Origin of the sequence: Bacteroides sp. A1C1 (genome assembly GCF_004328515.1) — a bacterium.
GTDB classification, from domain to species: domain Bacteria; phylum Bacteroidota; class Bacteroidia; order Bacteroidales; family Bacteroidaceae; genus Bacteroides; species Bacteroides uniformis.
The window spans coordinates 1,649,412-1,674,323 of record NZ_CP036491.1 but is presented as its reverse complement, the minus strand read 5'-3'; the positions used below and the strand labels follow the sequence as shown (position 1 = coordinate 1,674,323).

15 protein-coding genes are annotated in these 24,912 nt (G+C 50.6%); all 15 read right to left on the bottom strand.

Annotation, left to right across the window (positions count from 1 at the left end):
• Window positions 1–9 precede the first annotated feature (9 nt).
• Window positions 10–1,866 carry a serine hydrolase gene (locus tag EYA81_RS06985; protein ID WP_131225554.1) on the bottom strand — a complete coding sequence of 619 codons (1,857 nt, stop codon included), beginning with the start codon at window positions 1,864–1,866 and terminating at the stop codon, window positions 10–12.
• 94 nt (window positions 1,867–1,960) lie between these two features.
• Entirely contained in the window at window positions 1,961–2,797 is an 837-nt protein-coding gene (gene murQ, locus EYA81_RS06980) for an N-acetylmuramic acid 6-phosphate etherase (protein ID WP_117600240.1), read from the bottom strand.
• 46 nt (window positions 2,798–2,843) lie between these two features.
• Window positions 2,844–3,683 carry a BadF/BadG/BcrA/BcrD ATPase family protein gene (locus EYA81_RS06975; protein WP_005824980.1) on the bottom strand — a complete coding sequence of 280 codons (840 nt, stop codon included), beginning with the start codon at window positions 3,681–3,683 and terminating at the stop codon, window positions 2,844–2,846.
• Window positions 3,684–3,812: 129 nt separating this feature from the next.
• Window positions 3,813–4,997, bottom strand: coding sequence for an acyltransferase family protein (locus EYA81_RS06970; protein ID WP_131225553.1), 1,185 nt, complete (start codon window positions 4,995–4,997; stop codon window positions 3,813–3,815).
• Window positions 4,998–5,030: 33 nt separating this feature from the next.
• The gene (locus EYA81_RS06965; RefSeq protein WP_005824976.1) at window positions 5,031–7,991 is read right to left on the bottom strand and encodes an FAD-binding and (Fe-S)-binding domain-containing protein; all 2,961 of its coding nucleotides are present in this window, start codon (window positions 7,989–7,991) and stop codon (window positions 5,031–5,033) included.
• A 175-nt stretch (window positions 7,992–8,166) separates the two neighbouring features.
• On the bottom strand, window positions 8,167–9,408 hold the full coding sequence (locus tag EYA81_RS06960; protein ID WP_005824974.1) for an exo-beta-N-acetylmuramidase NamZ domain-containing protein: 1,242 nt from the start codon (window positions 9,406–9,408) through the stop codon (window positions 8,167–8,169).
• Between the two features lie 48 nt (window positions 9,409–9,456).
• Window positions 9,457–10,779 carry an MFS transporter gene (locus EYA81_RS06955; RefSeq protein WP_131225552.1) on the bottom strand — a complete coding sequence of 441 codons (1,323 nt, stop codon included), beginning with the start codon at window positions 10,777–10,779 and terminating at the stop codon, window positions 9,457–9,459.
• Window positions 10,780–10,806: 27 nt separating this feature from the next.
• A complete protein-coding gene (locus EYA81_RS06950; RefSeq protein WP_131225551.1) occupies window positions 10,807–12,126 on the bottom strand; it encodes a SpoIID/LytB domain-containing protein in 1,320 nt (439 codons plus the stop codon).
• Between the two features lie 41 nt (window positions 12,127–12,167).
• On the bottom strand, window positions 12,168–13,100 hold the full coding sequence (locus tag EYA81_RS06945; RefSeq protein WP_131225550.1) for a DUF4922 domain-containing protein: 933 nt from the start codon (window positions 13,098–13,100) through the stop codon (window positions 12,168–12,170).
• A 1-nt stretch (window position 13,101) separates the two neighbouring features.
• Window positions 13,102–14,562, bottom strand: coding sequence for a glycosyltransferase family 2 protein (locus tag EYA81_RS06940; RefSeq protein WP_005834677.1), 1,461 nt, complete (start codon window positions 14,560–14,562; stop codon window positions 13,102–13,104).
• Between the two features lie 24 nt (window positions 14,563–14,586).
• Window positions 14,587–16,446 (bottom strand): PQQ-binding-like beta-propeller repeat protein, encoded by a 1,860-nt coding sequence (locus EYA81_RS06935; protein ID WP_034523321.1) that lies wholly within the window; start codon window positions 16,444–16,446, stop codon window positions 14,587–14,589.
• 19 nt (window positions 16,447–16,465) lie between these two features.
• Window positions 16,466–19,456 (bottom strand): xanthan lyase, encoded by a 2,991-nt coding sequence (locus EYA81_RS06930; RefSeq protein ID WP_131225549.1) that lies wholly within the window; start codon window positions 19,454–19,456, stop codon window positions 16,466–16,468.
• 15 nt (window positions 19,457–19,471) lie between these two features.
• Complete coding sequence (locus EYA81_RS06925; protein WP_005834684.1) at window positions 19,472–20,926, bottom strand: sodium:solute symporter; 1,455 nt, start codon at window positions 20,924–20,926, stop codon at window positions 19,472–19,474.
• A gap of 144 nt (window positions 20,927–21,070) precedes the next feature.
• Window positions 21,071–22,237: an exo-beta-N-acetylmuramidase NamZ domain-containing protein gene (locus EYA81_RS06920; RefSeq protein WP_117600247.1), complete on the bottom strand. Its 1,167-nt coding sequence runs from the start codon at window positions 22,235–22,237 to the stop codon at window positions 21,071–21,073.
• Window positions 22,238–22,466: 229 nt separating this feature from the next.
• Window positions 22,467–24,560, bottom strand: coding sequence for a BT4734/BF3469 family protein (locus tag EYA81_RS06910; RefSeq protein ID WP_131225548.1), 2,094 nt, complete (start codon window positions 24,558–24,560; stop codon window positions 22,467–22,469).
• Window positions 24,561–24,912: the final 352 nt, after the last annotated feature.

The following is a 24,912-nucleotide window of genomic DNA, read 5'->3' as shown; positions in this document are numbered from 1 at the left end:
TAGAGGAGTCTATATTTTCTTCTTGATGGCCTTTACCCAAATCTTGTATCCATCCTCATTCAAATGCAACCCGTCGTTGGTTAGTTCGCTGCGCAGTACATTCGTTCCCTTCTCTGTAAACAAGGGGAAGAGGTTGATATAAGCGATGTTTTTTTCTTTGGCAAGTGCTTCCAAACGAAGGTTGACTTCGGGGATTATATCGGTTTTCCCAGTCAGGCTTTTGTACCGGCCGAAACTTTCATTGAAAGGAAGCAGGCTTTGCAAGTATAGTTTCGTATCGGGAGATTCTTTCTGAATACGTTCCACGGTTGTACGAATCATACTTACAATGCTGTCCGACGTCAAATTGTGGGAAATATCGTTGACTCCGATAAGCAGAAACAGCTTGGCGGGATGTCCGGGGAGTATCTGGTGCAGACGGTCGTAGATACCCATCACTTCGTCACCGATAATGCCACGGTTGCGTACGTTCTTCTTGCCGAGGCGTGCCGACCAGTCACCACCGCCTTCAGTCAGGCTGTTGCCAAGCATGACGATGTCTTTGCTTGTAATGGCAGGCTCATCCATAAACTGTAGGAAGCGTTTGTAGTAATGGTCTGTATAGATGCGCGGAACGGGACAGATGGAAGCGGCTACAGCGTTGGCAACCAATGAACGCAGACGAACCACGCTATGCCCGTCTTCCGGATGCACGGCATTGATAAGCAGTATGACAGAAGTGTCATTGTCTGGATCGATAACGATGGAAGTACCTGTATATCCGGTATGGCTATAGGTGTTCGGGCCGAACAAGTCCCCGTTGTTAGAGGCGTATGCTGTAAAGCAGTCCCAGCCGAGAGTACGTCCCAGACTGGCTGTGGCGCGTGGCACGGTACGCATGGTTTTTACACCCAGCGGGCTCAGGATACGGCGGCCGTTCCATTCGCCTCCGTTCTGCAGGGCTGCGCAGAGCACGGCAATATCTTCGGCACAGGAGAATACTCCGGCGTTGCCGCTGATGCCTCCGTTCATGATACGGGCCAGCGGGTCGTGTACTTGTCCGCAGAGGACTTGCCCGTCAGGTTGTTTTTCGGTTGGCGCGATGGCATTGTGCCAGTTTCCTTCGGTGATACCTGCCCAGTTTGCATCTGTTGTATTTATCCATTTGCCATTCTTGTCACGTTGGCAGGGCAGATAGTCGGTATGCTCCATGCCGAGTACATCAAATATGTTTTCACGGGCAAAATCACGCAGACTTTGGCCGCTTATTGTCTCGATGATATGCTGCAGGGTGATGAAGTTGAGGCAACTGTATTGGAAATCTGTCTGTGGCTTGAAGTCACGTTTGCAAGTAGCGATGTATTCCATAATACCATCCGGATTGGGGGAACCGTATTGCTTTTCAAGTTCGCCTACCGGTGCGTATGGGGGCAGTCCGGAAGTATGTGTCATCAGGTCGGCAATGCGGATTACCTTCTTCTCTTTGCCGTCTGCACTCTCCCAATTCTTAAAATTGGGTATGTAGAGGCTGACGGGGTCCAGCATGCGGAGCTTGCCGTGTTCTGCCAGTATCATTGTACATACGGCAGTCGACATGGATTTGCTGCATGATGCCATATCAAAGATGGTATTGGTAGTCATTGGCTCTACACTGGGGTAGATGCGCTTGTTACCATAGGCTTTCAAGTATGCCATTTTCCCATTGCGCACTACGGCAAGTACGGCGCCGGGAATATCCTTGTTGGCGATAGCCGTTTCAATCGCTTCATCGGCATACATCAGTTTGCGGGAGTCCATTCCCACCTGTTCAGGAGCTACACGCTGCAAAGGCTGCGCAGTGGCAACTTGCAGACAAAGAGAAAAAAGAAAAAAACAGATTGCTTTCATAATAAAAAGATTTGCCCCGCCCCCCTATGAAAGGGGTTTTGACACACTCTTGAAAGGGGAAGGGGATAATTAATCGGGTTAATTGTTCTTGAAACTATTCTTCTTCCTCTTTAGTGGCACGAGGGGCTCTGTACGCATCCACTGCCTTCTTCACCGAGCCGTGCATCAACAGCAGTGCCTTGGCTTTGCCATAGTCCAGTCCAAGTTCCTCTACAATCATACGGGTACCACGGTCCACAAGCTTTTTGTTACTGAGTTGCATATTTACCATTTTGTTGCCTTTCACGCGTCCCAACTGTATCATGACGGAAGTGGTAATCATATTCAGTATCATTTTCTGTCCTGTTCCCGATTTCATGCGTGAGCTTCCCGTCACATATTCAGGTCCTACAATCATTTCGATGGCTACATCTGCCTCTGCTGCCATTGGAGAGTCCGGGTTGCTGGTGATACAGCCGGTCAGTATGCCGTGTTCGCGTGCCTCGTGCATGGCACCAATCACGTAGGGGGTGGTACCGGATGCAGCAATACCGATGACCGTATCCTTATCTGTAATATTGCGTTCCGTCAACTCTTCCCAACCGCGGTGAATGTCATCTTCGGCATTCTCTACCGGATTTCTCAATGCAGTGTCACCACCGGCAATCAAGCCGATAACCAGCGTGGGGGGCATACCGAAAGTCGGTGGAATTTCCGAAGCGTCGAGTACGCCCAGACGTCCACTGGTACCCGCACCCATGTAGAAGATGCGTCCGCCTTGTTTCATGCGGGGCACAATCTGGGTTACCAACTTTTCTATTTGAGGGATTGCCCTCTGTACGGCAAGCGCCACTTTCTGGTCTTCGGTATTGATGTCTTCCAGAATTTCACGGACTGATTTCTTTTCCAAGTCATTGTAGAGCGATGGTTGCTCTGAGATTTTTACGAACATAAGGCTATTTACTATTTGACGATTTACTATTTACGATTTGTCACTTTCAGTTGTGATATTTGATGAGTCCTTCCATGGGGCTCTTGATGATTGCACCCAGTTGGATACCCATTTCTTTGGCAGCTTCTGCCAGAACTTCCTTGTAATAGAAGGCTACGGAACCGATGAAATGTACTTTTTGATGCTGATAGTCTTCATATTGCATGACATTGCGTTTAAGGAATGCCTTAAAGCTGTTCAGTACCAGAGCGCGTACACAAGGTTCACCCAGATTCTGTGCAAGAAATGGTGACAAGCTTGCCAGGAAACGGTTGGGGAAAGGTTTACGGTAGACACGGTCGATGATATCAGCAGGTGTCAGGTCGAACTGTTTGAGGAATTTCTCTTTCAGCTCGGGTGTCATCTGATTTTTCAAGATATCGCCTACCAACAGTTTGCCCAAGCAGGCTCCGCTGCCTTCGTCTCCCAAGATGAATCCCAGAGGAGATACATTGGTGACAATGCTTTTTCCGTCATAATAACATGAGTTGGAGCCGGTCCCCATGATGCAGGCAATGCCTGAGTCATGTCCGCAGAGGCCACGTGCGGCAGCCAGCATATCGGTATTGACTTCCACTTCATTTTTCACACTGAGGTGTTTGGTTATGGCACGGTGCACCATACTTATCTTGTCGGGAAATCCGCATCCTGCACCATAAAAGTATACGGCATCCAGCTCACTTGTCTTCAGCTGAGGTAATAGCGCTGTTGCTATTTCATTACTGATTTCCTCTTCCGACTGAAAGAAAGGGTTCGTCCCTTTCGTGAATATCTGTTGGAGAAGTACTCCATTCTCTACAACACACCAATCGGTCTTTGTAGAGCCACTGTCTGCTATTAGAATCATATAAATAATGTTTAATGATTAGGGATTAGGGGTTAGTGATTAAGGATTAGTGATTAATGGTAGGTGATACTGTTTCTTAATTATAGGCAACGTATTAATCACTAATCCTTAATCACTAACCCCTAATCCTTATATTTTGATATATATTTTTCGTTTGTACAACTGGTAGCCGATACACCAGTTAATGGCGATAAACAGCAGGGCAAAGGCAAGGGAACCGGCGGTTTCACCGAAAACGGGCATGAGGACTATATTGTATAAGAATCCGTGTATGCTGATGCTGCTGTTTCCCCACGGGAAACTGATACTACCGAAAAGTATGCTAAGTACGCCGCCCAATACATACATGAACAGCGGATTCACACCGAATGCCTCGAAAAACATGCTCCACTTCTTATAGCCTTTCACATCAATAATCCAGATAAGCAATGCCAGAAAACTGGATGCCAGTCCGCAAGTGACGAGTACGTAGGTAGGAGACCATATTTTCTTGTTGATGGGGCAGCCGTAGCTTAGCAGGAAACCGGAGAAAGTAAGGATAACACCTACCAGAAACAGTGTGATAAGCTGCGAATTGAGAAATGAGGCACGGTCTTCCGACTTGTTGCCATCCAGCATCAGCCGCCCTACACAGAAGCCCAGCAACACATGTGCAATGGCAGGAATGGTGCTTAACAAACCTTCGGGATCTATGCCGTTATCCTTGTACATGTGTGCAGGGGTCAGGATGGCACGGTCTACCACGGAAAGAATGTTTGTTTCATTATAGGCGAAACCGTTGCCGCACATCAACAGTATGAAGTAGCCTGTCAATAGGCCGGCTATCAGATAAGGTATATGTTTATGCTTCATGGTTAGTGCAATGATGGAGGCTGCTCCGTAGCAAAGGGCCAGCCGTTGCATGACACCCAGAATACGGATACGGTCGAATGTCCAGACGGAAGCCCATAGCTTCTCTCCGAAACTGAGGTCGTCCGGAGCGGAGGCCCAGTAATAGCAGAAACGCGAGAACCAGCCGATAGCCATGCCTATAAGGAAAATGACGATGGTGCGTTTCAGTATCTTCATGCCGGCGGCGTGGCTGAACTCGAAGTTGTATTTCTTCAGGGAAATGTATGTGGAAATTCCCATGATAAACATGAAGAAGGGAAAGACGAGGTCGGTGGGGGTCAGACCGTTCCACTCTGCATGCCGCAAGGGGGCATAGATATGTCCCCACGAACCGGGGTTGTTTACCATAATCATACCTGCGATGGTGACACCACGGAGAATGTCGAGTGCAAGGATGCGTTTACTTGCTTTTGTACTGTTCATTGTAATATTTGTGTGTTAAGTTAATTATCAATCCTAATTATCAGCTGCCTTTGTACATTCGTCTACCAGATAGGCAATGGATACATAGGGGATACCTGAGTTTGTTGTCAATCCGATTTCACAAGTACGGCTGTTAGAGTAGCCTATATTCACTCCGGACGCTTCTATTTGCGGGCGGAGTTTGCGTAGGGCGTACGAGTTCAGCTCAGGATAGGTGAATCCCCGGTCTCCGGCAAAACCGCAGCAACCTACTTCTTCCGGCACGATGACTTTACTGGAGCAAAGGCGTGCAAGGGCTATAATGGTATCTGCCAGTCCCATTTTCCGCATGGAGCAGGTGATGTGGATTGCTACGGGGCGGTTAATAGGTGTGAAAATCAGCTTCTCACGTAAGAATGTATAGATGAATTCTGCAGGTTCATACAGTTTCATCTTCTTGATACATTCGCGCATGCGGTGCAGACAAGGGCTTTGGTCACAGAGGACGGGGTATTTGCCTTGTTCGCTGGCTTCCCAAAGTGCGGCCTCCAGTTCGGCTGTCTTGCGATCGGCAATGTCCAGCATCCCTTTACTTTCCCAAATGGTGCCACAGCAAAGCTTGTCCATATCTTTCGGGAAGATGATTTCGTAACCGGCTTTTTGCAACAAGGACACCATTTTATTTACCAATGGCTGCTCTACGGGAGACTTCTTTGCCAGACCCATAGTCTGGTTGATGCAGCTGGGGAAGTAGACGACTTTGTAGTTACGAGTTACAGAGCTACGAGCTACAAGTGCTGCGCTATTATGCTGCATAGTGCTTGTAGCTTGTAACTCCGTAGCTTGTAACTGATAACTTTTCGGCATAGCCGGCGTCCATAGAGGTATGCCTAATGCATTGTGCAGCCCCTTGGTAATGCCGCTCATCGCCTTTGTCCCTAATAGTGAATGTCCGAAGTTGGCTAAGGACAATACGGGACGCAGTGCACTCTTGACACCAGCGAAATGATTGGCGACAAAGTCTCCGGCTTTGTATCCCAGACTGCCTTTGGGTAATGCTTCCTGGCGGATTATATGGGTAAGGTCGCCCGTATTGATACCCATCGGGCACGACATGGAGCAGAGGCCGTCTCCGGCACAAGTCTGGTTGCCGGGATAGCGGTATTGTTTTTCGAGCAGTGCAAGGCGTGTCGGGTCCTCGCCGCTTTGTTTCAGCCGGGATATTTCGCGCTGCAACACGATACGCTGGCGCGAGGAAAGGGTAAAGCCGCAGGAGAGACAGTTGACTTCGCAGAAACCGCACTCGATGCATTTGTCAGCTACGAGTGACGTAGCTTGTCTCTTGTCACTCATCACTAATAAAGGCAGCGGCTTGAAGTTCTTGATATGGCATTGCGGGTCATCATTGAAAATGACACCGGGGTTTAGCAATCCTTGTGGGTCAAACAGCTCTTTGACGGCTTTCATGGCTTTGTAGGCGTCATCTCCCCATTCATGGCAGACAAAGGGAGCCATATTCCGGCCCGTGCCATGCTCGGCTTTCAGGGAACCGTCATATTTATCTACTACCAAGGTCTTGATGTCATTCATCAAGTCTTCGTAGCGTTTCACTTCCGCTTGGGTACTGAAGGACTGGTTGATGATGAAGTGGTAGTTGCCTTCGAGAGCATGGCCGTAGATGCAGGCGTCATTATATCCGTGGCGGGCTATGAGCTGTTGCAGTTCTGCCGTTGCCTCCGGAAGGTCTTCAATGTGGAAGGCGATGTCTTCGATGAGGCAAGTGGTTCCCGGCTGGCGCGTACCTCCCACAGAGGGGAAGATGCCGGAACGGATGGCCCAGTATTTGGAATATTCCTCCGGACGGTCGGTGAAGCGTACCGGAATATAGGTGGTGAAGGCTTGCAGGCAAGCTTCAATGGCAGATATGTTCTGTTGCAGTTCTTCCGGGGTACGGGCTTTGGTTTCGGTCAGCACTGCTGTCAACCCGGTTTCGTCGCCGGGCTCCACGCCGGGGAGGGCAGAGGAGGCAACTTCGCCTTTGTATTTTAGGAATACGGGGTCGTTGACGGAAGAAAGGCTCTTATAGTCTAGCATTTCAGCCCCTTTTACTGTCCATTCGCCGGTTTCGTCGACCAGCTTCTTCATGGCTACCACAGCGCGGCTCGCTTCTTTGATGGTCTTGAAGTAGAGCATAGCGCTGGCCTTGTAGGGATAATCATATTCAGTCTTCATCGTCACTTCCGAAAGGAACGCCAGTGTACCTTCGGAACCTACCATGAGGTGGGCAATGATTTCGAATGGGTCGTCGAAACGGACGAAGGGCAACAGATTGAGCCCGGTTACATTTTTGATGGAATATTTGTAACGGATGCGTTCGGCCAGTTTTTCGTTGGTACGTATTTCATCGCGCAGTTCGCAGATGCGGCGAATGAAGTCACGGTGACTCACTTCGAAGGAGGCGCGGCTGACGGGATTTCCGGTATCCAGCAGGGTACCATCCATCAGGATAATACGGGCGGAAATAAGCACCTTGTCGCTATTGGCGTGCGTACCGCAGTTCATGCCGGAAGCATTGTTCATGACAATACCGCCTACCATGGCGCTTTTCACCGAGGCGGGATCCGGTGCAAACTTACGGCCGTAGGGAGCCAACAGTTCGTTCACACGTTGTCCGATGATGCCCGGTTGGAGGGTTATCTGTTCGTAGTCGGCGGATATGCTGTATTTTTCCCAATTCTTGCCGGCTACGATGAGGATGGAGTCGCTAATGGCTTGACCCGACAAACTGGTCCCTGCCGCTCGGAAGGTGACGGGCAGCCCGTGGCGGCTCGCCAGTTTCAACAGTTGTGAAACTTCATCTTCGTCTTTCGAACGGATTACAATCTGGGGAATCAGTCGGTAAAAACCGGCATCCGTACCCCAAGCCAGCCGGCGAAGTTCGTCGGTGTAAATCCTTTCCTGCGGAATGAATTGTTTTGCTTCCTGCAGGAAAGCCATGTAACTATGCTCTTTCATGTTCACTTTTTTTATTGCATCACTTCGCTTTAAAGTGCTCTGTAAACGTGTCTTACGAGGGGGTACATTCAGTCGTATACTGAATATATTTAAGTATACGCCTGAATGTGGTTCTGTATACGACTGAAATAGTCTCCGTATCAGGCTCTTTTCCCTTCCTTATTTATCTGTAAATTTATTTATATAAATAATACTTTTTCGACAACTTACGGAAGTCTTCGGCATCTTTATACCAGTAGTCGCGTATGTCCTCCCAACGGTTCCGTTTCGAGAAGCGCTCGCGTATCTGCCGCGAACCGCTTACTTTGTCGAACATGTTGAAACGCCCCTTGTCGGCATGGTCAAACACGGCACGGTCAGGATAGAGGGCGGCGACTTCCTGCATGACCAGGAATTGCAGGTCGCTCAACGGTGCTTTGCCGAAATCCATGATGTGCACTTGCACACCTTGCAGCAACTCGCCTTTGCCTACGCTATAGAACGGCTTCAGGTACATCGGTCTGAAGATGACCCCCGGTACGTTCAGACGGTTCAGGTTTCCGGCCAGCTTTTCCGCTTCCATCCATGGTGCGGCAAACATCTGGAACGGAATGGTATACCCCACGCCGATAGACATATATCCCAGTTCGCCCAGAATGCCGCTGACGGGGTAGAAGAATGCAGAATGAGGATGTGGAATGTGTGGAGAGGAGGGAACCCATTGCAGTCCGGTTTGGGTATAATCCATCTTGCGTTTCCAGCCTTTCATCTTCACTACGTGGAGATTGCATTGTTCCCCATCCTTCAACATCTTCTCGCCATTGAGCATCAGTGCCAGCTCACCGCAAGTGAGGGCGTAAAGGTACGGAATTTTAAACTGGCTTACAAAAGAAATGCAATCATCTTCAACCAAGTTGCCTTCAATCTTCAATCCGCCTACGGGATTGGGCCGGTCCAGCACAATGAATTCCTTGCCGTTTTCGGCAGCGGCTTCCATGGCCAGTCCCATGGTGCTGATGTAGGTAAAGGAACGGCAACCGATGTCTTGGATATCATACACTAATACATCCACATCTTTCAGCATGTCCGGCGTGGCCTTGCGGGTCTTTCCGTAAAGCGAATAGACGGGCAGTCCGGTAGTCGCGTCTTTGATGTCCGTCACATGGTCGCCTGCGTGCACATCGCCGCGCACGCCGTGTTCGGGGCCATAGAGTGCCACAAGGTTCACGTTGGGCGCCTCGTGCAGGATGTCAATGGTGGACCTCATCCGGTTGTCCACCCCCGTCGGGTTGGTAATCAATCCTACACGCTTACCTTCCAGGCATCGGAAATTCTGTTCTTTCAGTACCTCGATACCGGTCTTTATTCTGATCTTCTGTGCTTGCATCGCACCTCCGCAAAGGAGGCAGAGCAAGGATATAATAATAGTCCTCTTCATAACCAATCACTAAATATTACTCACAAAACATTAATCATTAACCATTAATCATTTTTTTCCATATTCCGGGTCTATCCTTCTGTCTGCAAAAATGGTGACAGCAACCGTGGCGAAACAGCATATCATTACCAACCAGAAGAAGTCCGTATATCCGATAGCCTCCTGGATATATCCCGCAAACATACCTGGTATCATCATGCTTAGTGCCATGAATGCGGTACAGATGGCATAGTGGGATGTTTTGAATTCACCTTCGGAGAAGTACATCATGTAGAGCATGTAGGCCGTGAAACCGAAGCCGTAGCCAAATTGCTCGATGGCGATGGCGGTTGAGATAGCAAACAGATTGTCGGGCTGGGCAATGGCAAGATAGACAAACGTCAGGCATGGCAGAGTCATGCATCCTGCCATCCACCAGATGGATTTTTTCAAGCCAATGCGTGATGCGAACAATCCTCCGAGGATACCGCCCAGGGTGAGGAATATGACTCCGATGGTGCCGTATACGATACCTACTTCTGCTGTCGATAGTTCCAGACCTCCCGATTCTTTGGAGGCAACCAGGAAAGGCATACACATTTTGATGAGGAATGCTTCAGGCAGGCGGTACAGCAACATGAACACGATGGCCAGCAATGCGCCCGGTTTGGTAAAATAGGTGGCGAATGTTCGTCCGAATTCTCTGAATATAGCTCCTGCAGTGGCGGCATCGGCAGCCAGTGTTGACTTATCTGAGGTGGGTTTGGGGACTGCAAAGAGGTGATAGAACGTCACCAGGCTGAACAGAACGGCTGTAACCAGCATCGTGATGGTCCATGACAGCGGAATGTTTTCGGTTCTCAGTTCGATGGCGCCGGCAATGGCTACGAGCACGCCTTGTCCGAAGATAGAGGCGAGCCGGTAAAACGTGCTTCGGATGCCAACGAAGGCTGCCTGGTCACTCTGTTTCAGTGCCAGCATGTAGAAGCCGTCGGCGGCAATGTCGTGTGTGGCAGAGGCAAAAGCCGTGATGATGAACAGCATCAGCGTGATGCTGAACATGCTGATGGGGGTTGTTCCGGCCGCCATAGTCGCCTCGTCCGGCCGTGGAATGGACAGCGTCAGCAGGATGAATGCCACAGACATCAGAATCTGCATGGAAAGGGTCCACCATCTTTTGGTCTTGATGATGTCGACAAACGGGCTCCAGAAGGGTTTGATAGTCCATGGCAGATAGAGCAGGCTTGTGAACAAGGCCATTTCTCCGTTCGGTACGCCCATTTTGGTAAACATCATCACGGAGATGTTGTTTACGATAAAATATGGAATGCCTTGTGCAAAGTACAAGGTGGGTACCCATGCCCATGGCGATATGTTTTTTGTATGGTTCATGATATTGATTTATTGTGTTCTATTCGATTATTCATACAGCTTGTCAATGCTGGCACCTATATAGTAGTGCAGCAGTATTGCATCATACTTATACCCTTGCTCGCCCATCACGGCTGCACCTATTTGGCAAAGTCCCACACCATGCCCCCAACCGGCGCCGGTGAGGATGAAGCGTCCGGGAATGCCTTCGGCGGACAACTCCTCTTTGTCTACCACGAAGGCAGAGCTGTAGAGGTGTGAAGTGGAGAACGTGCGGCGGATTTCCAGTTCCTTGCCGATGGTGAGTGTGCGTTTGGTTCCCACAATCTTCAGTTTCCAGAGGCGTCCGCTGGTTCCGCGGGCTATGGGGATAAGGTCGATGATTTGTCCGTAGTCAATGCCTGAACGTTTCAGAATGAGGGCTGAAAGCTCTTCCTGGGTATATTCCACTTTCCAGCGATAGAAGTCCGTAGTCTCCTGGTCATAGTTATTGAGTACCTGCGAGAGGATTTTCTTGTCGGTGGTGTTGCAGAATGCTTCGGGGGAGGTACGAATCCAGCGGTCCGCTTCGACTTCCTGCGTCAAATCGGGCAGTGTGGCGTGCGTTTTGCTGTCTCGTTGTTGGGCAAGATAGGGGTATTTGATGTCTTCCCAGCAGTATTGGAACTCCTCGAAAGCACCGCCGCAGCATTTGGAGAAACGGGCGTCGCAAATCTTACCATCAGATGTCAGTACCTGGCCGCGGGTAGCGGAGATGGCTTGTTTCACAATATCGGTAGAGGCACGTGTAATGCCCTGGTAGCGTTGACAATGGTCGTCGGCGCATACATCGAAACGTGTGTGGTCTTCTCGGTCGTACCAGCGAATCAGCTCTTCGTCGGTCTGCGTAAAGGCCGAGTAGTTAGCTTGGGCTTCGGTGATTTCCTTATTCTTTTGTATTTGTGCCAGTAGCCAGCTTCGGGAGATGACAGCGTGTGCCTTGAGCAGCTCCAGAGAAGCGGTGGCACTCATCTCGGAGGAGATGACGCTGGTCAGATAATCTTCTACATGGATGACGTTGATGCCGGTGAGCTTTCCATTCTCAACGATGATTTTGAGAGCACCCAGAAAACGCTGGTCTTCCTTGCGCTCCCAATGGAAATTGATGCCGATGGTAACGTCCAATAGTTCGAAGGCATCGGTCTGCTCGTGTTGCGGTTCAAACAGCAGTTCGTCATACCGGCGTCCATTCCAGAGAATCTTGCCTTCGTCGTAGGTCACTACCTGCTTGCCGCTGACTTCCGTTCCGTCCATGCGATACGGATTCAGCAAAACGAATTCTATCTGCGGTTCAAACAGAATGCCTACTTGTACTTTGGGCTCTTTCATAATGGTATTTCTTTAAAATTAGAGTTCTTGGATTTCAGAAGTCATATTTTTTCCCTGATACGCTGCCGTACCTTGTGGAAATCTGTGGCAGAGAGGCATACTTCACTTAATATCTGCGCCACGTCTTCCGCAGTGATTTTCAAGAAATCCTTTTCTACGGGGGTGATAAAGACACCTCCCAAGTCGACGGATGCCGGGCTGCTCAACAGATTGGCTTCTCCTTCGGCAGTATAGCAGGCGGGGCGGTGTTTCTCGCGCGGGAAGACAAAGACCACCCAACGGTCGGCCTCGTATAGGACCAGTACGTTCATCATCGGCTCGTCTTCTTCGGGTTTCACGTCCAGAGAACGGTAAATGATGTCGAACAAGTCTGCCGCGTCCTCTTTGGAGATGGATTCAATCACAAGTGTGGCACGGGGAGCGTCGTCAAGATACCACAGTGCTGCTTTCCTATAATCGGCTATTTTCCCGGCAGTCTGTCCGCGCCAGTCCTTTTCAATAGGCATGAACCCTTTGTTTCCTGCCTGGAAATGAGCATGGTCGGGGGCGGAAGCACCACATTTGGGACCGTTGTAGAAGATGGTGTAATCCGTCAGCGCCTCGGCCAGCTCCAGCATGTCGGTGAAGCGGGTGGCTATGCGTTGAGGGGTATGTGCCAGTTCCGGTACTGTCAGGTGGCGGGGGAAGATGGGGAACGGATTCACCAGAATATTGTAGTGTCCTCCGAACGGGATACCTTTCTGTACCGGCGGCAAATTGGCCGGGCACAGAAAGCATTTCCGTTCCAGGATGGACTTGGCATCCACTTTGGCACCGGAGGAAACGATGCGTGCGGGGTTGAACTGTACCTTATAAAGTATCCCGTTTACATTCAGCTCTTTCACCCGCACACCGGAGAGGGCGGCATAGTTGTTGCGTGCCGTCTCCCAGGATGCCAATTGTCCAGTCAGAAGATGGTGTATCGTTTGATTCATATCACTTGTTTTTGTTCATCGCTATGCGTGCCTGAAGTTCCCAGGTACGGATGCGGTCTTTGTAGAGGTTGTGTCCGTTCATTTTCACGATGTCCAGTGAGGCATCGGAGTTGTCGTCCCAACGGCGGCAGAGGTAGACCACGTCGTACACACGTCCTATCTGGTATTGGCGGGAGAAGTTCAGTCCCAGTGCATAGTCTTCGCCATAGCTGGTATTGGGTACTTTCACTTCGCGCAGCACCGGGGTATAGAAGGCGCGCGGGGCACCCAGACCGTTGATGCGGAGGGCGTTGTTGCGTCCGTTTGCCGGAGTCCATTCCTTGTGGTCGATGATGCCCGGAGCAATCATGTTCATGTTGAAGTCCGTCATCATATAGGTGCCTACTACCATGGCGCAGTTCTGCTCGTAGAAGGCGCGGACCATGATGGCGAGTGTATTTTCGTCTTTGTATACGTCATCGCTGTCCAGCTGCACGGCAAACTTGCCGCACTTGGGGTGGTGTACCCCCATATTCCAGCAACCGCCGATGCCGAGGTCGGTACGTTCGGGGATGATATGGATGACGCGTTCGTCATCCTTGAATTCATCGATGGCCTCCGTAGTGCCGTCTGTGGAATGGTTGTCGATGATGATAAGATTATATTTAAAGTCTGTCTTCTGCATCAATACAGATTTGATGGCGTCACGGATGGTACGGATACGGTTGCGTACCGGAATGATGACGGAGGCCTCATATTCGAAGTTACCGGCAGAGAACTCAATCTTCTTGAACTCCGGTGCCAGATATCCCCCGATTTCTTTCAGATGTTCGGTACATGCCTGCTCCATCTCAATCTGGCGGTCACGGTTTTTGGGGTCTACATAGTCGAAAATCTTTTCGCCGCTCTTGCGGGTATCGTTTTCCACCTCGCTGTATAAGTATTCGTTGATATGTACCAAGTCTGAATGTTGGCTCAATTTCAAGCGCAGGTCGTAAAGTCCGGCGAAGTTGTAGTCAGACTTCATGTGTCCGGCGGCTTCCTTTAGTTTTTCGGTGTTGAAAAGGAGCAGGGAGCCAAAGTTGAAGTCATCCCTCAAGGAACCGAATTGGTAGTCGATTACCGGAGCGTTGCTCTGCTTGCCGTCTGCTATTTGGTAGTGGTCGGCATATACCATACCGGCGCTTGAATCTTCAAGGATGTGTATCATACGTTCCAGTGCAAACATACCCATTTCGAGCGTAGTCTCTTTGGTATAAAGCAATGTGTATTCTCCTTTGGCTGCATTAGCAATAGCTTTGAGGGTTGCACTGCTGTAGGGCATGTCAACAAACAATATTTCGCAGTCCGGGAGCGATTCCAGAGTGGCATCGGTCGTGATTAACCGGATTTCTTCTATAAGTCCTGTCGCCTGTAGGCTATTCACTGTTTTTTCTACTTGTTCTTTTCCTGCGTAGGGAAGAAAGCAACTGATTTTATTCATGATATATCTTTTAATTTTTAATTCTCAATTTTTAATTCTCAGAAGTCCCACTTCCCCGCTGGTTGCCGTGAATAGAACTTCGTGGCCGTTCAACGGAACTACGGTACTGATGAGTGAATTTCCTATTTTATGTTTCCACAGTACTTTGCCTGTTTTTCCTTCCAGTGCGAAGATAAGTCCTTCTTTGGTACTGCCAAACATTACCCCCTCTTTTTCCACTTGCATGGAGGGGGCATGCTCATAACCGAAACCTACATTGGTTGCCCACAACTCCCGCGGAGTATCTCCTTGAGCTGCATAGCAAACAATGCTGTCGTTCATCGTTTTGCTATAGATACGTTCACCGTCTTCGGAAAGTCCGATGGTCTCGCGCACCATGGACTGGAAGGTGCGCCACACGGTATTGCCCGTATGGATGTCTATGGCGGTCATGGCGCGTTGCGGGTCGGTAATGAATACTTTGCCGTCGGTGGCTACCGGCCATACGGCGGCTGGAGAGAAGTGCATACGGGTCAGTCCGCCCGTCCATTTCCATAGTTCATGCCCGTTTGCCTTGCTCAGGGCATACAGTGTATTGTCCCATGCGCCGAAGATAACTTTGTCTTCCGTCACCAACGGCTTGGTCTCGATGTAGCCCTTCACGCTGGTGTAGGCCCAGATTACTTTTCCCGTATGGATGTCTATGGCACGGAAAGTGGCGTCACTGGCACCGATGTATGCTCTGCCGTCTGCGATGGTCACGGCTCCGAGCACCGGTTCGGCGGCTTCTACCGTCCAGAGCAGGCTGCCGTCTTTGGCGTTCAATCCGTAGATGCGACGGTCAGCAGACCCGAATACAACGATACCCTCGCTTACGGCCGGAGTACCGACAATGCGCTTGCCGGATTCAAAGCTCCATAGCTTTTTACCGTTTTTCAGGGCGTAGGCTGTCAGCTGTCCCATATCGTCTCCTACGAACACTTTATCTTTTTCTACGGCGGGAGAGCAGTAAATGCCTGCGCCCGTCTGCACCATCCATTGCTCCTTTACTTGCGGATACTCCTTGTTGACCGAGAAGTCAGGATATTTCTCTGCCTTTCCGTTGCGGTCGTAATACTGTCCGGTCAGCGAGAATGCTGTCCACTGCTTCTTGGGCTCGCCGATACGTTGCGTGTATACCCGGATGGAATCCCCGGTTACTTCATAGATGCCGTAACCCGGTTTCCCTTCTTTGTCGCACAGGTTGCTGCGCATCAGTACGCCCGGAATGCCGTCGTAACGTAAATCCCGGTTGCTGTGGTAGTGTCCGCCGATAAACAAGCGCACGTTGTAGGGGCGGACGGCATCCGTCACCTCATACCAATTGTCCACATCACCTTCCATTAGCGGGTAGTGGGTGACAAGTATCACCGGTTTGTCTTTGCCGTTTTTATCCATTTCTTCCGTCATCCAACGGATATCTTGCGGCACTACATGCCCGTAGGCCATACGCATCAGCGGACCGGAGTTGAAGCCGAGGAAAAGGAATCCCTTATGCTCGAACTCGAAGCGTTCGCCGCCAAAGATTTCTCCGAAAGCGGTACAGCCGGAGTCGCTCCATTTCGTTTCATGGTTGCCTAGGACTACGTGGTAGGGGACCTTCAGCAAGTCAAGGCACGATTTCACTTTTTCCATGGTAGTACGGTCGCCTTCTTCGGTCAGGTCGCCCGTCACCAGGACAAAGTCGATACTGTCGGTGGCATTAATCTGTGCCACGGAACGCAGCAGGTCCTCTGTGGGATTCGGATTGTTCGGGGTCAGATGAATGTCCGTCAGTTGGGCAAAACGGAATGTCCCTTGCTGTGCCTGCATCCCCAGGGGGAGCAGGCAAGCCATCAGGACGATTATTAACAGTCTTCTGTTCATAGATGATGATTGGTTGATATTACTTGTTGTCATTGAAGAATGTCAGTACAGCATTCATGAATGCCTCTCTTTCAGAATCAGTACGTATGGATTCAAAAGGGAATCCCAATACAACAGTCTTGTAGTCGCCTTGGTAGGCCACACCGGCACTCAGGTTGTTTTCAGAATACCGCATCACGGTGTGTGCATCTTTGGTTGCCGGTTCAATGGCGTCCGGTGATTCCACCACATACGAATCGGCATTCAGCTCATTGTGATAGGTATAGTTTCCTGAAAGGGCGGGGAACGGAGAAGCTACGCTTTTCACCTTACCCATTGTAGCCGCTTGTCCCACACGCCACTTATATTTCAGTACTTCCATCGCAAATTTCTTGTCGGCTTCGTCGGCGGTTGCAAGGCGGTTGTCCCATAAATCCGTTCCTACAAAAGCGCCCGAAACAAAGATATTTCCACCTTGCTTACAATAAGCCGCAATAGCCTCCTGCATCGGTTTGCTGAAAGTCTTGAACTCCAACGGTTTTACGCCTCCCCGTCCCATCTTGGTCTGGCATTGCTTCCCAAGTATCAAGTCCACATACCTATACTCCCTCATATCCACCGGAATATTCTTCTCTCCCTTTCCTACGGGGGAGAGACTTTCATTACTAACCGATACAAACGAATATCCCGCTTTCAGGATAGCGGCACCATGTATGGCAGGATAATCGAACGTATTTCCTGCGATGACTTGGGTCTCGTAATTTCCATAACTGTCGCCGAAACCGGAGGCGTCGTCGTCCATCCAGGGAATGGAACGGCGGTATTCCTTCATCTTGCCAATGTAGCTGATGTCATGGATATAGGGGACCCCGTGGTCCTGCTCATCCAGAAATCCGGCAAGGAGGGTGTCGGCGGGGGCGGGGGCCGTAAAGTCGGCAGGGGCACTGATGCGGTCGAATCCGTTTATCACCAATACGGTACCTTTGGAATTGAACGCCCGTCCGGCGGAAAGAATTTCGGAAGGGAAACTCTCGCCGCCCTTGTTGACAGCGGTAACCTTGTAGCTGCATACCATGCCGGCGAGGAGCGTGGTTCGGTAACTGTTGCCGTCCACCAATACTCCGTTGTCGAAATCCCCGTCGCCGATACGGGTATAAACAATGTATTTCTCTGCTACGGCAGTTGGTTCCAACGCATCCGCTACGGGTTGCCAGGTCAGTTCCACTTCGTTCTCGCTGGTCATGCGCAAGGTCATGTGGTCTACCGGTAACGGTTGCACTACATAATCCATGTTGTATTGTGAGCAGAGGAACTGAAGCATACCTTTGTAGATGGCGCGGCTTACGGTGAAACGGAAACGCGGGTCCAGTCCGTAGCGCATGTCTGCAAAGTTTTGATGGGAAAGTAGTTCGAGTAGCATGGTAGGTACGCGGGGTACACGGGCCTCATAGTAGGATTGGTTCCATTTGCCCCGGCGTGTCCATTGGGGTTCGTAGAGGGTACGCACGTCACGCACGATGTTGGACTGAATCAAGTCTGTCAGGTCGTGGCTCAAGTAGCGGGATGCTCCGTTGGCGAATTTCTCATTGTAGGCGTTGGTATAGTAGATGCCGAGTGTCCCGATGATGGAATCGTTCAGTGTAGTTCCTGCATCGGAGTGGAAGGCAAAGGCCATGTTGACAGGGATGTTCAGCCCTTTTTCCGTCGGGTTCACGGCAGAGCCTCCGGAAAGGTAGTTCACCCAGATACCACGGCATTTATAGTCGTCGGTATAGTCATTCTTGCCGTTGCTTTCTGAATATACGCTGTCCGGTATGCCTGCCCATTGCAGCCAGTAGCGGGCGGCTTCGCAGAAACGGGGATAACCGCTGACTTCTCCCCGGGCTATGTTCCCCATGCCGCCGCCTATCTTCACGGCGTCGGCAGTGATGATTCTTCCTACTTTGGAGGAAAGGTTGCTCAGAACGACTTTGCATTCATTGTTCCGGCCGGCATTGAAGCCGAAGGTGCCGAGGTAAATCCAGGTGCCGCCTCCCATTTGCTGGTTTACCTTGAACTGCGTGGTGCCGCCTTTGTGATAGACGGTGTAAAGGGCATCGTCCGCGCTGTTTGGCAAGGTTTGGTAAGAGACGTATACGGCGTATTGTCCGGTCGAAGGGATTTCGGGAATCCATTCGGCGGTGCTTGCGTTTCCTTTCTTGATGGTTTCTATGGCGCGGTAGGTGCCTTCCTTGAAAGGATTCTCAAAGTCTATGTATTGGGGGCGCAGGTGGGCGAAGCCTTGTCCTTCTCCCTGACTCCAGAGCTTGTCACCGGAATTTTCTGTATAGACGGAACGGCCGGTCAGGCAACCGTCATTGTCTACGATGACTTCTGCCGTCTGGCAATCGCGTTCGCGGGGAAGCAGCACATTGGCACCGGCATTTTCCAACATCGGTACGAGGAAGGGCAATACGTAGCTCTGGGTGTAGAGGTCTTCCACTGTCTGGAAGATACGCGCACGCTGCCATTCCCAGCGGTCGAGTTTTGATTCGTAGTACCAGCCGTGGCTTTGCCATAGGGCGATATGCCGGTTATGCAAGCCGTTGGTGGGGGTGTAGGGGGAGGAAACTTCGGTAACCAGAGGCTTGGAAGCGACGGGGCTGAATGTCTTCGTCTTTTTGTCTTTTTTACTGCGCAGGGCTTGGGGAACCAGTTCTTCGATACTGCGCTTGTTGGTACGGATTTGCAGCTTGTATTTGGCAAACTCCACCGGCAGCAGGGCGCTTACGCCTTGGTAGATTTCGGCCACATTGTCCTCACGGAAAGGAATATAGGCACAGTTCATGTTGGCAAACAGTTGCAGTGTATTTCCTTCCACAGCCACTGAGTCGATGCTGATACGTCCTACGGAAACTTCTTTTCGTGCGGTGGTATCCAAGAATTTCCCGATTGCCTGGCGGACATCCGTCGGAAGTCCTTGCGCGCCTCCCGCGTGGGGGAAGAGGGAGGCGGCAAGCAGACTAAGTAAAAACTGACGTCTTACATTCATAGATGATGTATTAAGTTAATTGTTCTTTTTATCTTTCTTAATCAATAGACAGAGACCGATGAAAGTGAACAGTGCATTGAAAATCAGCAATTCGTAGCTGAATTGATAACCTCCGAACCAGACTTCGGAATTCTTCTGCAGAATGAAGCAGAGAACCGGGGAGGCGATGGCAACTAACGGGATGTACTTGTCACGCACTTGTTGTTTCATGAAAATGCCGAAAGCAAACAGACCCAGGATAGGACCGTAGGTATAGCTTGCCAGAATATATACAGCGTCGATGACACTGGTGTTGTTGAGAAGATTGAATACGAAAATGGTGATTCCCATGACAACCGCCATGCCGATGTGCACTTTCTTGCGCATCTTCACAACCGTCTCTTCCGACTTGCCTTTCGTTCCCAGAATGTCTACGGTGAAGGAAGTGGTCAGCGCGGTGAGTGCCGAGCCTGCGGCTGAATAGGCAGAAGAAATCAGGCCGATGATGAACAGTATGCCCACAATGGCAGGGAAATAGTTGCCGGTGGCAATCAGCGGGAACAGTTCGTCACTCTTCTCCACCGCAATCTGCTGGTTGGCGGCAAAGATGTAGAGCAGCACGCCCAGCATCAGGAAAAGCAGGATGACGAAGAACTGCGAAATGACACTGGTAATCATGTTCTTCTGTGAGTCCTTGAAGTTCTTGCAGCTCAGGTTGCGCTGCATCATGTCTTGATCCAGCCCGGTCATGGCAATCATGGTGAAGGCACCGGCGAGGAACTGCTTGAAGAAGTACTGCTTGCTGTTCACATCGTCGAAGAAGAAGATGCGGGACATGTCACTGTCGGCAATGGTGCTTACCATACCGGTAAATGACAGATTGAGGTCGGAAGCGATATACCAGATGCAGAGTACGACCGACACCACCAAGCAGAATGTCTTCAGAGAGTCTGTCCAGATAAGAGACTTTACGCCACCCTGGAAAGTGTACAACCAGACCAGTGCCACCGTGATGGCCACGTTCAGCAGGAAAGGCAGTCCGAAAGGTTCGAATACCAGCAGTTGCAGCGTCAGGCATACGAGGAACAGACGGACAGCGGCACCGAGCATTTTGGAGATGAAGAAGAACCAGGCACCCGTGCGGTAGGAAGACATGCCGAAACGGTTCTCCAGATATTCGTAGATGGATACCAGGTTCATTTTGTAGAACAGCGGTACCAGCAGATAGGCTATGATGAGCTGTCCGGCAATGAAGCCCAACACCATTTGCAGATAGCCGAAGCTGCTGGCGGCAACCATGCCGGGTACGGATACATAGGTCACACCTGAAATGGCGGAACCGACCATGGCGAACGCCACGACATACCAGGATGACTTGCGGTTACCCACAAAGAAGCCGGCGTTGTCTGCCTTCCTTCCTGCAATATAGGATACCGTGAACAGTATCGCGAAGTAGGCGGCTATGGTGATGATTACGGATAGTGGAGTCATAATGTTTATTTACAATTTGTTCATTTACAATTTACAATTTGCCATGCGGCGTTTCTTTAGTATAAACTGTTGTACCTTCCCATTTACTTTTGAATTGTACCTTCTCTGAAATTGTACATTGTAAATAGTGAATTGTACATGTCTTTATTCTTCGTAGAGCAGGTAGGGCTTGCGCTGTACCTTGAATTTCTCTACGTCGTCTTTCCATCTTGCCTTGATTTCTTCGGCGCTCTTCCCTTCCTTTATCATTTTGCGCACGTAGTCGGTGCCTATCAACAGTTCGAAGAAGGAACGGAAGAAGTGGTCGTCCATGTTCAGATTCCGGTAAGCGTCTATCACGTAACTCAAGTCAATACCGCGTTTCCAGATTTCCTCGTCGCTCATGTTGCTCAGGTTCACGCCGTGGCAAAGCTTGCCCAGCTGGGGCGGATTCTTGGCTCCGGGAACACTGCGCGGGGTGAAGCTGTAGCTGTAGCCCGTCATGTTGGGATGCCCGTAGACCTGGAAGGGGAGGTCGGTTCCTCTTCCCAGACTGACCGGAGTGGCCTCGAAATAGCAGGTCGAGGGGTACAGATAGATGGACTTCATGTTCGGCAGATTGGGGGACGGGGGAATCGGCAGCTTGTATAGGGTCTGGTGCGTATAGTTCTTGCAGGGAATGACGGTCAGGTCGCAAGTGCGTGACGCCGGCAACCAGCGTTCGCCGTTTACCATCAGGCCCAGTTCGCCCAGCGTCATGCCGTGCACCACGGGAATCGGCAGCCAACCTACACCGGATTTATATTTCATGTCCAGTATCGGGCCGTCCACGTAGTGTCCGTTCGGATTGGGGCGGTCCAGTATCAGCACCTTACGGTTGTATTCTGCACAAGCGTCCATCAGCCGGCACATAGAGGCATAATAAGTATAGAATCTCAGGCCTACATCCTGGATGTCTACCACAAGGATATCGAACTTGCGCATGGATGCTTCGCTTGGTTTTCCGGATTTCCCGTCGTACAGCGAGAGGATAGGTACTCCGGTCTTCTTGTCTACCGAGCTGGACACGTGTTCGCCTGCGTCGGCATCTCCTCTGAAACCGTGTTCAGGGGAGAAAATGGCTACTACATTGAACTTGTTTTCCAGCAGAATATCCAACAGATGCTTGTCTCCTATCATTCCTGTATGATTGGAGAATATGGCAATTCGTTTATCTTTTAGGATTGGAAAATACTCGGAAGTCTGTTCATCACCTAAAATAATTCGTTCTTCTTGTGCCCGGCACAGTAAAGAACTACATAGCACAAAGGCTAAAAGCAGCAGTTTCTTCATAATAGTATTATTAAGGAGGACGTTGTTTGCAACAAAGATACGGTTTATTTTAATATCAAAAACACTTATTTGGGTATTTTTAGTATTATCAATCATAATTTGCAAATAGTCAACTGTTCACCTTATTAATAATGGTTGAACTGCATCAACTGCGTACGGAAATACTTTTTATAAAAAGAGTGAGGGCCAAGTTTGCCCTCACTTTGGTACAATCGGTGGGAGTGCCGGTTCATTCTTCTATTCTTACCAGATGATAAAGTGTTCCCCGGTTCGATTTCTTGTTGAGGATGTCCAGCTTGCGGAGCGTGCGCCCGAAAGCTGCTATCCGGTTGATGGCCAACTTATCCCTCGTTTTCTGTTGCAGGTCGTTGAAAATCTGCATGGCTGTGAGCCATTCGCCTTCTTCGCTCTCCTCCGCGCCACGGAAATGGCAAAGGAAAAGTTCTTCCAATGGGTCTACCCGCTCGAATTCCCGGTTGTACTCCTTTACGATTGCTTCGTCAGTGTCGTCCAGCCAGTAGCGTTCACCCTTCATGATGTCGTGCATGGCTTGGGCATAGAGCTGGTGATAATTGATAGTGACGTTTGTCTGGATAGGACCGGTCACTTCGATGCAGATGAAACGGCGACTTCCCGACGGGTCGGTCAGCAGGTCTTTCAGATTGCTGGTCCCGATGAAGGAGGCATAGCGGCGCATTTCCTGAATAGTGGTACCGTAGGGCTTTCGCAGGTTGGCAACCGGTTTTTGCAGGAGGTGCTTCAAGAAGCCTTGCTGATTGGCGTTTATCTGGTCGAATTCGTCGATGTTAATCAGAAAAAAGCGGCCAAGGCTGCGCTCCGCTTCCTGCTTGCTCTTGAAGTCGATACTGTCGGTGTAGCCGAAACGCAGTTCCGGTGGCAATAGGATGCGGCAGAAAGTACTTTTGCGGTAACCTTGCGGACCTACGAGCAGGGGCGAGGTATTGTTGCCGTGCTGTTTGTCGGTTCCCCGCCAATGTGCCACCATGCCAAGAAACCACCGGTAGAACAGTTCCCTCCAGTGGGGATTGTGGCAGGGCACGAGGTCGGCCAATGCGCGGATGCGGTCTTTGCCGTCCCAGCGTCCGGTGTTATAGAGATATTCTTCGATGGGGTTGTATAGCGGCACGTAGTCCGAAGACAGGAAGCGGGTGATGTCGCGGTCCCACACACGTACTCCCTCTTTCAGTGCCTTCATGGCGATGCTGCTGCGTACGCGCTGGTCGGCAGGTTGGAAGTAGAAGTGGATGGAGTCGCGCTGCCGGTATTCCAAGTCGCCAAGCACGGTGTTGTAGCGGAATTCGTAGCGGCGTTTCATGAACTCCTCCAGCCGGAAAGCAGTTTCCTGGTCTTTGTTCAGGCTGCTGCGGGTGCCGAAGCCTTTCAATTCCCCGTAAAGGTTATGCAGCGTCAGGCGTACAAGGGGTTCGTCTGCCTCCCGGTAGTAGTGCATCAGTGTCTGGCGCACCGCTTCTTCTTCAGGAATGCCGGCTTTGAAGCAATGTTCGGCAAGGCGGGACAGCAGCGGGCGCAGGTCGTCGCCCCGTCGCCAGTTGTCCAAATCGCGGAAGGCACGGTCGAGGGCGGCCTCGAAGAGCAGGTTGCATGTGTCCGCCACTTCGTAGCCGGGAGTCATTCTCAGCAACGGATTGCTTTCCTGCTGTTTCCGTTGGCGGTAGTTGTCTTCCGAGGGCAGGGCGCAGGGCTGTTCCGGGCAGAAGGCCACGGCGGTGGGGCTATAATAGGGCTGTTCGTCCACGGTCATCCGGCAGCTTTGTAGGAGTGAAGGAGCCTGGAGGGTGATGGGGAAAGGGAGAAGGGGTTGGTAGCACTTCACTGCCAGGCGGTAGGCGTGGGCGTGGAATAAGGCGATATCGTCTTCATTCTTTGGAAGCCCTCCGTCGGGCAGGGTGAAGCGTACCCATATTTTGGCGCTTCGTCCGCTGGAGCCACAGAAGGCGGCAAAGGTTTGCGGCAGCAGGGCGGCTTGTTGTTTCACCAGTTCGGCTTCGGCCACCCCGGCCAGATTGTTTACTTCCAGTAGTATCAGCCCGTTGTAGGTCTTTATCCGATGTTCTCCTGCTTTGGTGCGGGTCATTTCTACGGCGGGATAGAGACGCGGCAGTCTGTCGATATGCTCATATCGGGCGTTGGTCCCTTTCAAATGCGGGATGATGCTACGCAGCTCCGTAATGTATCCGGTCTTGTTCTCGGTTTTCAGCTTTTCCATCAACATGTCCGTTTCTTGTGTGCTGACGGCCTCTTTTCCGCTTTCGCGTTCCTCTCTGATCAGTGTGATTTTCATTCTTTATCGTGTATGTAATATTCTTGTAAAGATACGCCGGGAAAGGGGGGGATACAAGCTTTTCAAGGATTATTTTCCGATTGGCTTCTTTTTTGGGGTGGAATGTCTATATGTTTCTTTTATAAAAGGTGTTTGTTTCTTTGCTTATCCCCATAGTTTTGTCTATTTTTACACCAGAGTTTATGAACAGTCCACTAAAGTGGTCTTTCTTGTTCATATTAGTGAACGGAGCAGCTCACTACAGTGAACGGTTCTGCTCACGGGCTGGGCTGTGATATAACCTTTGTACTTCAACAGACTGCGTACGTACTTCGCACGTGTTCCGTGCAGTGCTTTATCGTATAATGTAACC

Coding starts and splice junctions, on each gene's coding strand:
- EYA81_RS06935 (WP_034523321.1), bottom strand. CDS start 16,446: ATGAACAGAAGACTGTTAATAATCGTCCTGATGGCTTGCCTGCTCCCC.
- EYA81_RS06975 (WP_005824980.1), bottom strand. CDS start 3,683: ATGATTCTAATAGCAGACAGTGGCTCTACAAAGACCGATTGGTGTGTT.
- EYA81_RS06945 (WP_131225550.1), bottom strand. CDS start 13,100: ATGAATCAAACGATACACCATCTTCTGACTGGACAATTGGCATCCTGG.
- EYA81_RS06970 (WP_131225553.1), bottom strand. CDS start 4,997: ATGAACAGTACAAAAGCAAGTAAACGCATCCTTGCACTCGACATTCTC.
- EYA81_RS06960 (WP_005824974.1), bottom strand. CDS start 9,408: ATGAAGAGGACTATTATTATATCCTTGCTCTGCCTCCTTTGCGGAGGT.
- EYA81_RS06930 (WP_131225549.1), bottom strand. CDS start 19,456: ATGAATGTAAGACGTCAGTTTTTACTTAGTCTGCTTGCCGCCTCCCTC.
- EYA81_RS06950 (WP_131225551.1), bottom strand. CDS start 12,126: ATGAAAGAGCCCAAAGTACAAGTAGGCATTCTGTTTGAACCGCAGATA.
- EYA81_RS06940 (WP_005834677.1), bottom strand. CDS start 14,562: ATGAATAAAATCAGTTGCTTTCTTCCCTACGCAGGAAAAGAACAAGTA.
- murQ (WP_117600240.1), bottom strand. CDS start 2,797: ATGTTCGTAAAAATCTCAGAGCAACCATCGCTCTACAATGACTTGGAA.
- EYA81_RS06955 (WP_131225552.1), bottom strand. CDS start 10,779: ATGAACCATACAAAAAACATATCGCCATGGGCATGGGTACCCACCTTG.
- EYA81_RS06965 (WP_005824976.1), bottom strand. CDS start 7,991: ATGAAAGAGCATAGTTACATGGCTTTCCTGCAGGAAGCAAAACAATTC.
- EYA81_RS06920 (WP_117600247.1), bottom strand. CDS start 22,237: ATGAAGAAACTGCTGCTTTTAGCCTTTGTGCTATGTAGTTCTTTACTG.
- EYA81_RS06925 (WP_005834684.1), bottom strand. CDS start 20,926: ATGACTCCACTATCCGTAATCATCACCATAGCCGCCTACTTCGCGATA.
- EYA81_RS06985 (WP_131225554.1), bottom strand. CDS start 1,866: ATGAAAGCAATCTGTTTTTTTCTTTTTTCTCTTTGTCTGCAAGTTGCC.
- EYA81_RS06910 (WP_131225548.1), bottom strand. CDS start 24,560: ATGAAAATCACACTGATCAGAGAGGAACGCGAAAGCGGAAAAGAGGCC.